This is a genomic window from Listeria aquatica FSL S10-1188 (genome assembly GCF_000525795.1).
GTDB lineage: Bacteria > Bacillota > Bacilli > Lactobacillales > Listeriaceae > Listeria > Listeria aquatica.
Genome location: NZ_AOCG01000006.1, coordinates 87,600 through 101,617, shown reverse-complemented (window position 1 = coordinate 101,617; position 14,018 = coordinate 87,600). Strand labels below are relative to the sequence as shown.

Annotated in this window: 7 protein-coding genes, 1 other RNA gene, 8 pseudogenes and 1 riboswitch; of the genes and pseudogenes, 14 read left to right on the top strand and 2 right to left on the bottom strand. The window is 41.0% G+C overall.

Annotation, left to right across the window (positions count from 1 at the left end; genetic code table 11):
- Positions 1 to 69: 69 nt before the first annotated feature.
- The 11 genes and pseudogenes from gpsB to MAQA_RS04410 all read left to right on the top strand — a co-directional run bounded on the left by gpsB (position 70) and on the right by MAQA_RS04410 (position 8,631).
- Entirely contained in the window at positions 70 to 420 is a 351-nt protein-coding gene (gpsB, locus tag MAQA_RS04455; RefSeq protein ID WP_036071765.1) for a cell division regulator GpsB, read from the top strand.
- A 56-nt stretch (positions 421 to 476) separates the two neighbouring features.
- Positions 477 to 851: RNase P RNA component class B (gene rnpB / locus MAQA_RS14105), an RNA gene on the top strand.
- A gap of 132 nt (positions 852 to 983) precedes the next feature.
- Positions 984 to 2,127 (top strand): annotated as a pseudogene (locus MAQA_RS04445) (THUMP domain-containing class I SAM-dependent RNA methyltransferase).
- Positions 2,128 to 2,132: 5 nt separating this feature from the next.
- Positions 2,133 to 3,644 carry a carboxypeptidase M32 gene (locus MAQA_RS04440; protein ID WP_036071759.1) on the top strand — a complete coding sequence of 504 codons (1,512 nt, stop codon included), beginning with the start codon at positions 2,133 to 2,135 and terminating at the stop codon, positions 3,642 to 3,644.
- Positions 3,645 to 3,693: 49 nt separating this feature from the next.
- A riboswitch (purine riboswitch) is annotated at positions 3,694 to 3,795 on the top strand.
- 76 nt (positions 3,796 to 3,871) lie between these two features.
- Positions 3,872 to 4,451 (top strand): annotated as a pseudogene (locus MAQA_RS04435) (xanthine phosphoribosyltransferase).
- A 2-nt stretch (positions 4,452 to 4,453) separates the two neighbouring features.
- A pseudogene (locus tag MAQA_RS04430) lies at positions 4,454 to 5,765 on the top strand (nucleobase:cation symporter-2 family protein).
- Between the two features lie 341 nt (positions 5,766 to 6,106).
- A pseudogene (locus MAQA_RS16570) lies at positions 6,107 to 6,289 on the top strand (response regulator); the annotation flags it as partial.
- A pseudogene (locus MAQA_RS15315) lies at positions 6,284 to 6,388 on the top strand (M15 family metallopeptidase); the annotation flags it as partial. The pseudogenes MAQA_RS16570 and MAQA_RS15315, both read left to right, overlap by 6 nt.
- 311 nt (positions 6,389 to 6,699) lie before the next feature.
- Positions 6,700 to 7,128, top strand: coding sequence for a lipocalin-like domain-containing protein (locus MAQA_RS04420; protein WP_036071755.1), 429 nt, complete (start codon positions 6,700 to 6,702; stop codon positions 7,126 to 7,128).
- Between the two features lie 198 nt (positions 7,129 to 7,326).
- Positions 7,327 to 7,596 (top strand): 30S ribosomal protein S14, encoded by a 270-nt coding sequence (rpsN, locus tag MAQA_RS04415; protein WP_036071754.1) that lies wholly within the window; start codon positions 7,327 to 7,329, stop codon positions 7,594 to 7,596.
- A gap of 161 nt (positions 7,597 to 7,757) precedes the next feature.
- Positions 7,758 to 8,631, top strand: a pseudogene (locus tag MAQA_RS04410) (5'-3' exonuclease).
- A 23-nt stretch (positions 8,632 to 8,654) separates the two neighbouring features.
- On the opposite strand, the gene MAQA_RS04405 reads toward MAQA_RS04410, so the two are convergent.
- The gene (locus MAQA_RS04405) at positions 8,655 to 9,059 is read right to left on the bottom strand and encodes a ribonuclease HI family protein (protein ID WP_036071753.1); all 405 of its coding nucleotides are present in this window, start codon (positions 9,057 to 9,059) and stop codon (positions 8,655 to 8,657) included.
- A gap of 93 nt (positions 9,060 to 9,152) precedes the next feature.
- Positions 9,153 to 9,353, bottom strand: a complete 201-nt coding sequence (gene cspD / locus MAQA_RS04400) for a cold-shock protein CspD (RefSeq protein WP_036071751.1) — start codon at positions 9,351 to 9,353, stop codon at positions 9,153 to 9,155.
- 352 nt (positions 9,354 to 9,705) lie between these two features.
- Here cspD and mntR point away from each other — a divergent pair, with 352 nt between their 5' ends.
- The 3 genes and pseudogenes from mntR (at position 9,706) to MAQA_RS15310 (ending at position 14,015) form a co-directional block, all read left to right on the top strand.
- Positions 9,706 to 10,137: a transcriptional regulator MntR gene (mntR, locus tag MAQA_RS04395; protein WP_036071749.1), complete on the top strand. Its 432-nt coding sequence runs from the start codon at positions 9,706 to 9,708 to the stop codon at positions 10,135 to 10,137.
- Between the two features lie 163 nt (positions 10,138 to 10,300).
- Positions 10,301 to 11,984 (top strand): annotated as a pseudogene (locus MAQA_RS04390) (formate--tetrahydrofolate ligase).
- 149 nt (positions 11,985 to 12,133) lie between these two features.
- A pseudogene (locus tag MAQA_RS15310) lies at positions 12,134 to 14,015 on the top strand (ABC-F family ATP-binding cassette domain-containing protein).
- Positions 14,016 to 14,018 lie beyond the last annotated feature (3 nt).

The following is a 14,018-nucleotide window of genomic DNA, read 5'->3' as shown; positions in this document are numbered from 1 at the left end:
GTTTAGATTTGGAAAAATAAGAGTATATTATCCATATATGACGTAAAGAAAAGATAGAGGTGGAGTATTATGGCTCAAGAGCAATTTGAATATAACTTAACGGCGAAGGAAATTTTAGAAAAAGAATTTAAAACAGGTCTCCGTGGCTATAGTCCTGAGGATGTCGATGAGTTTCTCGATTTAGTCATCAAGGATTACGGAACTTTTACACAAGAAATTGAAGCTTTACAAGCTGAAAACATTCGCTTGGTTCAAGAACTAGATGCTGGTGGTTCTGCAAGACGTGAACCTGCCGCTGCACCAAGCAGTACTTATGAAACTCCAGTTCAGCCGGCTGGAACAACAAATTTTGATATTTTAAAACGGTTGAGTAATTTAGAAAAACATGTTTTTGGAAATAAGCTGGACGATAAGGAGTAATTGTGATAGTATCTTAAAGGGCGTCAAGCTTCTTGGCCTGGCGCTCTTTTCTGTTAACGTTCGGATAATCGCTGCTTTATTAGCAGAGGAAAGTCCATGCTCGCACGAGCTGAGATGCTCGTAGTGATCGTGCCTGGTGAAACAATAAGCCAGGGCATTCCGCGGATGCGGTTTGACGGCAGGTGAATGGCCTAAGTCTTCGGATATGGCCTTATATCCTTGAAAGTGCCACAGTGACGAAGTTCTTTTAGAAATAAAAGAAGTGGAACGAGGTAAACCCCACGAGCGAGAAACTCAAACTATGGTAGGGGCACTTTTCCCAAGGAATTTGAACAAGGGAAGAGGCACGGCAATTTTGCCGGTGCAGATAGATGATTATCCCTTTGCGGTTGGCCTGCAGATCCGCAGAGGACAGAACATGGCTTATAGAACGTTAATGGCAGGATAAATTTTAAAATGAAGCTGTTTCAAAGGAGTGGCAAAACGGCGAAAGCCACGGCGCGAAAAACGCATTCACTTTTTTTGAAACAGCTTTTTTCTTGATAAAAAAAGGAGGAACGGACGTGTCGGAATTTCAACTCTTAGCAACTGCGGCATCAGGTCTTGAAGCGATTGTTGGTAAAGAAATAAAACGGCTTGGCTACACGCCGCAAGTCGAAAATGGAAAGGTGTTCTTTAAAGGAGATAAACTGGCGATCGCACGCTCGAATCTTTGGCTCCGAACTGCAGACCGTGTGAAGATTGTAGTAGGCGAATTTAAAGCTACTACTTTTGATGAATTATTTGAAAAAACAAAAGCTTTGCCTTGGGAGAATTTTTTTACCATTAGATGCGGTTTTTCCTGTTTCTGGGAAATCTGTTAAATCCACTTTATTTAGCGTGCCGGATTGTCAAGCAATCACAAAAAAGGCGATTGTAAGCCGGTTGCAAGAAAAGTATCGTAGAAGTGGTCGACTACTTGAAACCGGAGCTCTATTTAAAATTGAAGTGGCTCTTTTAAAAGATACAGTAACGATCACAATTGATACAAGTGGAGAAGGGCTCCATAAACGTGGCTACCGAACAACACAAGGGGATGCACCGCTTAAAGAAACAATGGCCGCTGCACTTGTCTTACTTACGAGCTGGCATCCAGATCGGCCGTTTTATGATCCGGTTTGTGGATCGGGAACGATTCCAATTGAAGCGGCTCTGATTGGTCAAAATATCGCGCCAGGGTTCAATCGTAGCTTTGCGTCTGAAAAGTGGGACTGGATGCCTGAGAAGATTTTTAAGGAGGCTCGGGAAGAAGCCGAAAGCTTGGCGAACTATGACCAGCCTCTGGATATTCTTGGGGCAGATATTGATCACAAAATGGTGGAGCGCGCCAAACAAAACGCCAGCGAAGCGGGCCTAGGGGATTTGATCTCTTTTAAACAAATGCAAGTGAGTGATTTTACGACGGAAAAGGAATACGGGGTTGTGGTTGCAAATCCTCCTTACGGGGAGCGACTTGAAGACGAAGCGAGCATCCGCGAGCTTTACCGCGAAATGGGCGAGACATACGCGAAACTCCCAACTTGGTCGATTTATGTTATCACGAGTTATGAGGCTTTTGAAGAGGTTTACGGGAAGAAGGCAACGAAGAAACGCAAGCTTTATAATGGGTACCTTCGAACCGATCTGTATCAGTACTGGGGACCACGAAAACCACGCGTGAAGGAGTGACAAAAATGGAAACAGTAGCAGAGTTGGAACGTGATTTTTTAGCTTTTTTGAAGAAAAAGTCGGCGCTTTCGGAAGCCCTTAATTTGGTTTACTGGGATATTCGCACAAAGATTCCTAAAAAAGGTGCAGAAGGTCGTTCTGAGGTGATTGGCGTTCTCGCTGGGCAAATCTTCGAGATGGAAGTTTCAGAAGAAATGGCGGCTTTTATTGCAGCGCTTGCCCCACATAAAGATGAACTTGATGAAGTGACGAGAAAATCCCTTGAAGAATCGAGTCGCGTATATGAGCTGAACAAGAAAATCCCACAAGAAGAGTTTCAGGCGTATTCGAAGCTTGTCGCAGATGCCGAAAATGTCTGGGCGGAGGCAAGAGGGGAAGATAACTTTGCTAAATTTGAACCGTATTTAACGGAGATTGTTGCGTTTAAGCGGAAATTTGTGGAATATTGGGGCTACAAGGATAACAAGTATGACACTTTGCTTGATCAATATGAACCTGGAATGACGGTTGAAATCCTGGATGAAGTCTTCGGAAAACTTCGGATTGCGATCATGGAACTACGTGACAAAATGGCTAAGGAAGGTACTCTTCCGGATGCGAGTGGGCTAGCTGTTCCGATGAGTGAAGAAAAGCAACGGGCATTCAGCGAAGCGATTCTAGCCAAAATGGGTTTTGACTTTGAAGCAGGAAGACTTGATACAACGGTCCATCCGTTTGCAATCGGGCTCAATCTTGGCGACGTACGGATCACAACGCGCTATGATGAAGCCAATTTTAAAATGGCAGTTTTTGGAATCATCCATGAAGGTGGACATGCGATTTATGAGCAAAATATCGGGAGAAATCTCATTGGAACGCCGCTGAAAGAGGGAGCTTCGATGGGCATCCACGAATCGCAGTCGCTCTTCTATGAAATTATTTTGGGGTCGAGCTTTGCGTTTTGGAAGAGCAACTATCCAGATTTAGTCAAGCAAGAACCTGCATTTGGTAAAGTCCCACTAGAAACATTTTATCGGGCATTAAATATTTCGGAAAGTTCACTTGTCCGAATTGAAGCGGATATTTTAACGTATCCTCTTCACATTATGATTCGTTATGAACTTGAAAAAGCGCTCATAAATGGAGAACTTGAAGTGAAGGATCTTGAAGCCGCTTGGAATGATAAATATGAGGCTTATTTGGGGATTCGACCAGAAAAAAGTAGTGAAGGCGTTTTGCAAGATATTCACTGGGCTGGCGGGGACTTTGGGTACTTCCCATCTTACGCCCTTGGCTTGATGTATGCGGCACAGTTTTTTGATGCGATGCAAAAGGACTTGAAAGACGTGGAAGCGATTGTTGCAAGCGAAGACTATTCAGAGATTCAGGAGTGGCTAACAGCGCACATTCATCAATATGGCAAACTTAAAAAGCCGCTCGAAATTTTGAAAGATACAACGGGAGAAGGCTTGAACCCAGATTATTTGATTACACTTTTAAACAAGCGCTATGAATTCGTTTACAAGTTGAAAAACTAAAAAAGAGGTTGACCCGCGTCGCTTTACGGCGTTATAATGAAAAGACTTCAAGTGAATAAAAATACGCACTTATATAATCTTTGTGATATGGACAATAAGTTTCTACCCGGGCACCGTAAATGACCGGACTATGAGTGATTTGCACTGAACTGGCGATGCTAGTTTATTTGACTTATCCCTCAAGCTGTTTAGGGATAAGTTTTTTTATTTGGAAAGGAGCATGGAGTGTGAAATTACTAGAAGAGGCGATACAAAAAAAAGGGGACGGTTCTTCCCGGAAATGTGCTAAAAGTGGATGCATTTTTAAATCATCAGATCGACCCAGCGTTAATGCAAAAGTTAGGAAAAGAATTTGCCGAACATTTTGCTCAAGAGGGAATTACAAAAATTGTTACGATTGAATCCTCAGGGATCGCTCCAGCTGTTTTCGCAGGGCTCGCACTCGGTGTCCCGGTCGTTTTTGCTCGAAAGAAAAAGTCTGTCACGCTAAAAGACAATCTTTATTCAGCAAGTGTGTATTCCTATACGAAGCAAGAAACTAGTGATATTTCGATTTCCAAGTCATTTTTAACCTCGGAAGATACGATTTTAATCATTGATGATTTTCTGGCAAATGGTCAAGCCGCACTCGGGCTGTTAGAGATTGCTCGAGAGGCAAATGCTGCAGTTGCTGGAATTGGCATTGTGATTGAAAAGTCGTTTCAACAAGGAAGAAAATTACTTCAAGAAACAGGAGTAGAAGTTTACTCACTTGCACGGATTGCTTCGCTTGAAAATGAGACTATTCAATTTGTTAGGGAGGATTAGGAATGCTTAGTAAGGGAAGACTGGCTGCTTTAGGCTTTCAGCATGTTCTTGCCATGTATGCAGGGGCTGTTATTGTACCACTTTTAATTGGCGGTGCGTTAGGGTTTAACGGGGAACAAATGACGTATCTCGTTTCGATCGATATTTTTATGTGCGGGATCGCAACGCTACTTCAACTGTCGATGAATCGCTTTTTCGGAATCGGTCTTCCGGTTGTGCTGGGTTGTGCGGTACAAGCCATTGCTCCAATTATTTTAATTGGGCAAGATATGGGGATTGGTGCCATCTACGGTTCGATTATCGCATCGGGACTTTTTTGTTCTTTTGATCGCACCATTTTTTTCAAAAGTGGTTAAATTTTTCCCGCCGGTTGTGACGGGTTCAGTTGTAACGGTTATCGGTCTTACACTCATTCCCGTTGCCATCAATAATCTAGCTGGTGGTGAAGGAGCAAAAGATTTCGGCTCCTTTTATAATATTGGCCTTGGCTTTTTTACGCTTTTTTTGATCATTTTAGTGTACAGGTTCGGTCGCGGCTTTTCAAAAGCCATTGCCGTTTTGATTGGCTTAATCGGAGGATCTATTGTCGCGATCATTTTACGAGGCATTAATTTTGCCCCTGTTTCACAAGCAGACTGGTTCCATTTACCGCAACCTTTTTATTTTGGAGCACCTTCTTTTGAATGGCCAGCTATTATTACGATGATTTTGATTTCACTTGTTAGCATGGTCGAATCAACGGGCGTTTATTTTGCCTTATCTGATATTGTAGGTCGCTCGCTCAGTAAAAAAGATTTGGCAAGAGGCTACCGGGCTGAAGGACTTGCGATTATTCTAGGAGGGATTTTTAATACGTTCCCTTATACTGGCTACTCGCAAAATGTCGGATTGGTACAACTTTCAGGCATTAAAACGAGAAAAGTGATTTATGTGACAGCTGGATTTCTGATTGTTTTAGGACTAGTTCCTAAAATTGGAGCAATTACAACGATTATTCCAACGCCTGTTCTAGGTGGCGCAATGGTGGCCATGTTTGGTATGGTTGTGGCACAAGGGATTAAAATGCTTGGTAAAGTGAATTTCACCTCACAAGAAAACTTGCTGATTATCGCTTGCTCAGTTGGGGTGGGACTTGGCGTCACAGTTGTCCCTGATTTATTCCAAAACTTCCCATCGTTTGTTCAACTCTTTACGAGCAACGGGATTGTAGCGGGCAGTTTTACAGCTATTTTATTAAATATTATTTTCAATATGATTCCGCACCGTAAACCCAAAGAAGTGGAGCAAACAGAACTCCAAAGTGAAAGTAAATAAATGACACATACTCTCTTAAGTGGACACGAGTCATCTGTAAATGATTAAATTAGGAGTCACAGACTGTAAACGAAGTAGTAAGAAACTTTGTTTACAGTCTTTTTTTCTGTCTGACGAAAGACTCTTTTTGGGAAGAACTGTATAGAAAAAAGACCATCATTTCAGATAGATTTCTTTTTAGGGGAATTTATCCATTATCAATGAAGGCTATTTCGAAAGTAAATTCATAGGAATTTGGTCAGTGATGGAAAATTCAACCATCATTTCAATATGATATTTATTCGATACACATTAAAAAACCAAGTTCTGTAAGATTTAGATATTTTTTCGAGAACAGATGGATGTACACCAGAAATGAAGTAATAAATGGTGATATGATACTTGTGATAATGGATATAGAAGGCTTTGAATTATTTTATGAAAATAGTTATCAACTGGTCATTTTGGATATCATGTTGCCAGGAATGACCGGTCATGAATTACTACGAGAAATTAGAAAAATTAGTGATACGCCTATTTTAATGGATAAATTTGGATTTGAATCATTGAAACAAGAATGGTGGCATTACTCTTTAAAGGATGAGATCTATCCAAATAAATATTTTGATTTTCTAGTTTCCTAATTCACTTTTTTTATTTTTTTGTACATTTCTGCTCACTTAATAAATTTTCATTAAAAATTCAAAGATGTTATAATGGATACAAGACCATTATTTTGGAAAAAGGCTCGGAGAAGCAAAGTGTCATGACTTTCTACTAATATGAAGCTAAGAAGGATGGAAAGGTGATGAACAATCACTAGTCAAAGTTAGTTGCACAAGATCTAGCGTAACAAGCGAGTCTTTCTCTAGATACGCCATGAATGTGTCTCATATGATGAAATAGTTCTTAGCAAAAAGCAATGGGATAAACGAAAAATTCAGGGGGACTTAAAATGAAATTAACAGAGTATTTGATAGGAACTTGGGAACTTGTTGACTATGAGTATCAAGTAAATGGAGAAAAAAGTAATCCACTAGGTGAACATCCAACGGGATTTTTGATGTATACGCCAGATGGTTATGTCTCCGCACAAATGATGAAACAAGGGAGACCGTCTTATAAAAGTGGTGATTTGCATACTGGAACTGAAAAAGAAATGGCGGAGGCTGCTCATGGGTATTTAGCGTATGCTGGTGCTTATAAAATTACGGATTTTGACGAAAAAACCAATACCGTGACAGTTCTGCATACAATGTCAGTGAGTATGAACCCAACTTGGTTAGGAGAAACTCAAAAAAGATTTGCTGAATTTAAGGATGGTTTACTAACAATAACGGCTGATGTCAATGATTCTAAATTGGTTTGGAAGAAAGCAAAATGATATGTTTATGGAGATTAAGCAGAATGATTATGTAAAGCAGATATTTGAAGAGACGCAAATATTGGATTATTGAAATAAGCATAGCATATGAGAAAAGGCGTTTGTTTTACAAACAGAGAACTTGACAAATACGACAAAAAGCGTAAAATGTAAAACGTAATCATTTCGATTTATTTAAAATGAAGAAAGGAGATTGATATGGCTAAAAAATCCAAAGTAGCGAAATACGAAAAGCAAAAAGCGATGGTCGAGCATTACAGTGAACTTCGCCGCGAATTAAAAGCAGCAGGGCGTTACGATGAACTTCGTCGCTTGCCACGGGACTCTTCCCCGACAAGACTGCATAACCGCTGTGAGTTAACAGGCCGTCCGCATGCTTACATGCGCAAATTTGGCATGAGTCGGATTCGCTTCCGAGAACTTGCCCATAAAGGACAAATCCCCGGCGTCAAAAAAGCAAGCTGGTAAAATAAAACAACTTTTAAAATCCTGCTCCTAATTTAAGGGAGTGGGATTTTTATTGGAGCCAAAAAGGCTGTTTCTAGATAGAAGAAAGAGAATTTGAAGGAGAACCATTTATTTTTATGTTAAAATGAAATTAAAGAAATGGAAGCAAAGGGGAAACGTTCATGGAAAATAAACAACCAAATCTGCTTGTGATCGACGGCATGGCTTTGCTATTTCGTGCTTTTTACGCGACCGCTGTCACGAACCAGTTTATGTACAATGAGAAGGGAATGCCAACAAATGGTGTGCAGGGTATGATGCGCCACATTTTTGCGGCGGTAAGACAAAACAACCCCACGCACACGGTGATCTGCTGGGATATGGGAAGTAAAACGTTTCGCAATGAATTGTTTGATGGCTATAAGGCAGGAAGAAAAGCACCACCTGAAGAAATGATTCCGCAATTTGATTTAGCAAAAGAGGTAGCGGATGCATTTGGTTTTATGAATCTCGGCGTGGCTGGTTTCGAAGCAGATGATTGCATTGGAACGATTACATCCAAACTAACACCAGACTTAAGCACAACGGTTTTAAGTGGTGATAAGGATTTACTACAGCTGATTGATGTTCAAAATGATGTTTGGATCATGCAAAAAGGATATGGCAATTACAAACGCTATGACGAGGCAACTTTTTTTGCGGAAATGGGTGTTACGCCACGACAATTTATTGATGTGAAAGCACTGATGGGAGACACGTCGGATGGATACCCTGGTGTGCGAGGGATCGGTGAGAAAACAGCTTTAAAGCTTATTCAGGAATTTGAATCGATTGAAGGTGTGCTTGCAAATATTGAAATGCTAAAACCGGGGCAACAAAAAAAAGATTTTGGAAGATCAAGAGATGCTCGCGCTTAGCCGAAAGCTTGCGCGCATTCACACCGATGTGCCGCTTGAGCTTGATTATGACCGGATGCTTTACCGTGACGCAGCGAGTATTGCTGGAGATATTATTCACGCTTATGGACTTCGAACATTGGAAAGAGATTTTTTCTAGAAAAAACGCCGAATGTGAGCTCGCTACTTCGGCGTTTTTCCTTTTTTAGCATTTTGAATGGCTTGTCTCGCCAGTTCATCTGCCTTCTTATTTTGGCTAACATGACGATAATTGATAAAAAATAACGGGATTTGCTCGGATAGTTTTAAAATTTCATCGAGATGGGGCCTGAAAAGGGAATTTTTCGCATATTGCTTTTCAATGCTTGATACGACAATTTTTGAATCTGAATAGAGCCGGACAAGTGTAGGCTTGAATGTTAAAGCCAGTTCAAGACCCCGCTTGACCGCTAAAAATTCTGCTTCGTGATTTGTCACCGTACCCAAAAAAATGGCTTTTTGCTCATGAAGATTATCTGCAACAAGTACGATGCCAGCCCCGCTTAACCCTGGATTTCCTGAACTAGCACCGTCTACAAAAACATCCATATGTCTCCTCCCATAACTTTTTTTACTAGCATATAGCATAGCACAAATAAAAAAGCTGGCAAATAGCCAGCTCGACATTTAAATGCAGTTTTCTTACAGTTTTTCGACGTTAGCAGCCTGTGGTCCACGATTTCCTTCAACAACTTCAAAAGAAACTTCTTGGCCTTCTTCAAGTGTTTTGTAACCTTCGCCTTGGATAGCCGTGAAGTGTACGAAGATATCCTCGCCGCCGTCAGTTTCGATAAAACCGTACCCTTTTTCGTTATTGAACCATTTTACTTTCCCATTTTGCATTGAAATGAATCCTCCTAAATCCCGACCCCTTATTAAAGGCCTTTCTGTCATACAAGAATGTCTTATACGATAGTACTAATATATAACAATATACCCAAATAAGTCAAGTGAATTGCGAGAAAATTATATAATGTTCCGACTTGTAAAGGTTTTTCTTTTTTGGCTTTTTACAAGTTTATCAAGCCCGACAGGTAAAAAAGAACTAAATTTCTGGATACAATGATTGAAGAAACAGGATTTTTTCCTAGTCATGAATGTTAGAAAGGGAAGTTGAAGTGTAAAAGCTTTGTGAAAAGCTCTTGAATATAGTACAATTTGAATGTGAAAGAAATAAGGTTGGAGGGTAAGTGCTATGCCAACACCAAGTATGGAAGACTACATAGAGAAGATTTATTCTCTTATTTTGAACAAAGGTTACGCAAGGGTATCAGATATTGCAGATGAACTTTTCGTTCACCCCTCTTCCGTCACAAAAATGGTTCAAAAACTAGACAAAGACGAATACCTCGTTTATGAAAAATACCGCGGTCTTGTTTTAACGCCGAAGGGCAATAAAGCGGGGAAACGCCTGCTAGAGCGTCATGCTCTTTTGGAAGAGTTCTTAAGAACAATTGGAGTGCGAGAAGAACATGTTTATGAAGATGTTGAAGGAATTGAGCATCACCTTAGCTGGAATTCAATTGACCGGATAGGAGATTTGCTTCAGTTTTTCAAAGAGCATCCAGATTGTCTGGAAGAACTTCACAAGAGTCAAAGTGAAGATAAAGAAGACGATGACGTTTAAAATTTAGGGGACACAGCTTTGCAAAGTAAGCCAAACAAAGCGCAATCTTTACGTACAGCAGGTTTCCTGTTGGCCGATTTTTTCGGTGCGTAAAAAAGAAAGTGTTTACATTTTGCAGGCTTGTACTATATCAAATTGAAGCTACATATGGAGGGGAATAAGAATGGCGAAAGAAGTAAAATCTGACATCGAGATTGCACTCGCTGCAGAAGTAGATCCGATTACACAAGTTGCAGAAAGTATTGGTTTGAGTGAAGACACGCTTGAACTCTATGGTAAGAAAAAAGCAAAACTTACTTATGAAACGATTCATTCTTTAAAGGACCGTGAAAACGGAAAACTCATACTTGTAACCGCTATCAACCCAACTCCGGCAGGGGAAGGAAAATCAACTGTTACAGTAGGTCTTGGCGATGCTTTGAAACGACTTGGCAAAAAAACAGTGATTGCATTACGGGAACCTTCGCTTGGTCCAACAATGGGAATTAAAGGAGGAGCAACAGGAGGCGGTTATGCCCAAGTTGTTCCGATGGAAGATATCAATTTGCATTTTACAGGAGATTTCCATGCGATTACGACGGCTAACAATGCTCTTTCAGCGTTTATCGACAATCACATGCAACAAGGCAATGACTTGAAAATTGATCAACGCCGAATTGTATGGAAACGCGTTGTGGATTTAAATGATCGTGCACTTCGAAAAGTTGTGGTTGGTCTTGGCGGACCGATCCAAGGAATTCCGCGTGAAGATGGTTTTGATATCACAGTTGCTTCTGAAATCATGGCAATTATCTGCTTAGCGACAGATCTAGAAGACTTGAAGCACCGCTTGAGTGAAATTGTGGTTGGCTATAATTATGCACGCGAACCGATCACAGTGGGCGAGCTAGGGTATGAAGGCGCGCTTACTTTACTTTTAAAAGATGCTCTTAAACCTAACTTAGTTCAAACACTTGAGCATACACCTGCACTTGTTCACGGGGGACCATTCGCGAACATTGCACATGGGTGTAACAGCATTCAAGCAACGAGCACAGCGCTAAAACTGGGAGACTACGTGGTTACTGAGGCTGGATTCGGTGCAGATCTTGGTGCCGAAAAGTTCCTTGATATTAAAGTTCCAGCACTTGGAAAAGCGCCTGATTGCGTTGTTATTGTCGCAACGATTCGTGCACTTAAGATGCATGGCGGTGTAGCGAAAACAGAACTTAGTGGTGAAAATGTTGAAGCGCTTAAAGCAGGCTTTGCGAACCTTAAGAAACATACAGAATCCGTGCAAAAATTTGGCATCCCGTTTGTTGTAGCGATTAACAAATTTATTACGGATACTGAGGCAGAAGTGAAGGCACTTGAAACGCTGTGCGATGAGGCAAACATCCCGTTCTCGCTTACAGAGGTTTGGGAAAAGGGCGGCGAAGGTGGACTCGATCTTGCAGGAAAAGTTAGTCAAGAGGTGGAAACAGGTGGCGCTTCTTACAAACGACTTTATGACGATGCAAGCTCGATTGAAGAAAAACTAGAAACGATCGTTACGGAAATTTATGGTGGAAGCGGCGTTGAACTATCGCCGAAAGCGCAAAAACAAATTGTGGAGTTCAAGAAATATGGCTGGGATCGCTATCCGATTTGTATGGCGAAAACACAATATTCGCTTTCAGATGATCCATCTAAACTAGGACGACCAACTGATTTCACGGTCCATATTCGTGAATTTATTCCAAAACTAGGCGCAGGCTTTATCGTGGCGCTGACAGGTGATGTAATGACCATGCCTGGGCTTCCGAAAAAAACCAGCGGCACTTAATATGGACGTTGATGAATTTGGTAATGCGCAAGGATTGTTCTAAAATATAATGAAACCAGGCAAGGGGAAAGAAGCCCTTGCTTGGTTTTTTATTTTGCCTAAAAAAGGATTCGCCAAATTAAGAATTGGGAATTGCGATAACTTGATAATTCAGCTAAAATGGAAGAGATTAAAGATAAGGATGATAAGCGAATGAAACAATTGCAATTGATGCAGATAACAAAAACGTACGGCGAAAAAAATGCTGTTTCAAAATGTGGATTTGACGATTACAGAAGGTGAACGAATCGGCTTGATTGGTATTAATGGTACTGGCAAGTCGACTTTTTTAAAGGTGATTTCTGGAGAGGAGTCAAGCGATTCAGGTGAACGAATTGTACCAAAGGATTATTCCATTGGATTTTTGAAGCAAGATCCGGTGCTACCCGATGATTCAACGGTTTTAGAAGCCGTTTTCCAAGGGGAATCGCGTAATTTACAGGCAAATAGGCATTATGAAGCGGTTCTTCTTGAGCTAGAGCGCGACCCAGAAAATCCATTTTGGCATGAAAAACTTCAAGCGGCACAAGCGGAAATGGATGCTTTCCATGCTTGGGATATGAATACGGAAGCGAAAACGATTCTTGAAAAGCTAGGTGTTAAAAGATCTTGGACAGATGATTAAGGAGCTTTCTGGAGGGCAAAAAAAAACGTGTTGGGTTGGCGCAAGTATTGATTGAAACTCCGGATTTACTCATTTTAGATGAGCCAACGAACCATCTTGATTATCAGTCAATTCGCTGGCTTGAGAATTATCTCAATCGCTTTAAGGGAGCGATTTTGCTAGTCACCCATGATCGCTATTTTCTTGATCAAGTGACAAATCATATTGTTGAGCTTGATAATGGTCATTTATATCGCTATGCTGGAAACTATGAAAGCTTTATGGAAGCGAAAGCAATTCGACTTGAAAATGCGGCTCGCGAAGTGGAAAAAAATCAAAACCTTTATAGGCGAGAGCTTGCTTGGATGAGGCGCGGGGCAAAGGCACGTTCAACTAAGCAAAAAGCTCGTAAAGACCGTTTTGAAGAGCTTAGAGAAACCGTGGAAACAAAGAGGGATACGGATACGCTCGAGCTTGATTTTAATACAAGCCGACTTGGAAAAGATGTTTTTATTTTAGAGCATGTGAACAAGTCTTTTTCGGATAAGGTGATCTTGCACGATTTTCAATTGATTGTTCAGCCTGGTGAGCGAATCGGGATTACTGGACAAAATGGAACAGGTAAATCGACGTTATTAAACTTGTTTGCAGGAGAATTGAAGCCGGATAGTGGAACGGTTACAGTCGGACAAACCGTTCGGATTGGCTACTACACACAGCATAATTTAAAGCTTGATGATGACGCGAGGATCATTACGTATTTGCAGGAAATTGGTAGTGAAGTGGAAACAGCTGCTGGCGAAAAACTCAGCGTAAGTGCGATGCTTGAACGCTTTCTTTTTAAACCAGAGACACACGGCAAGAAAATTAGCGCCTTATCGGGCGGTGAGAAGCGAAGACTGTTTTTACTTAAAATTTTAATGACCCGACCGAATGTGCTTTTACTTGATGAGCCAACTAATGATCTTGATACGGAGACGTTAACGGTGCTTGAGGATTATTTGGAAAGCTTCAATGGGACGGTGATAACCGTTAGCCATGACCGCTATTTTCTTGATAAAATGGCTCGAAAATTATTGATTTTTAAAGGAAATGGCATCATTGAGACTTATTTTGGGGATTACAGCACATTTTTAAGTGAACAAGAAGAGCGTTCGAAGCTCACGACAAAAAAAAGAAATAGCACCTGTTCAAAAGCAGGAAACAAAGGAAAAAGTGAAGCTGACGTATAAAGAAAAGCTAGAGTGGGAAGGGATCGAAGAAGCGATCACTCAGCAGGAGGAACTTGTTCAAGCGCTCCAAGAAAAACTGGAACAAACAGGAGCTGACTTTGGAAAAGCAGCTGAAATCAGCGCGGAAATCACGAAGAAAGAAGCTAGACTTGCAGAACTTATGGAACGCTGGGAATACTTGGCGCAATTTGTAGATTAAGGA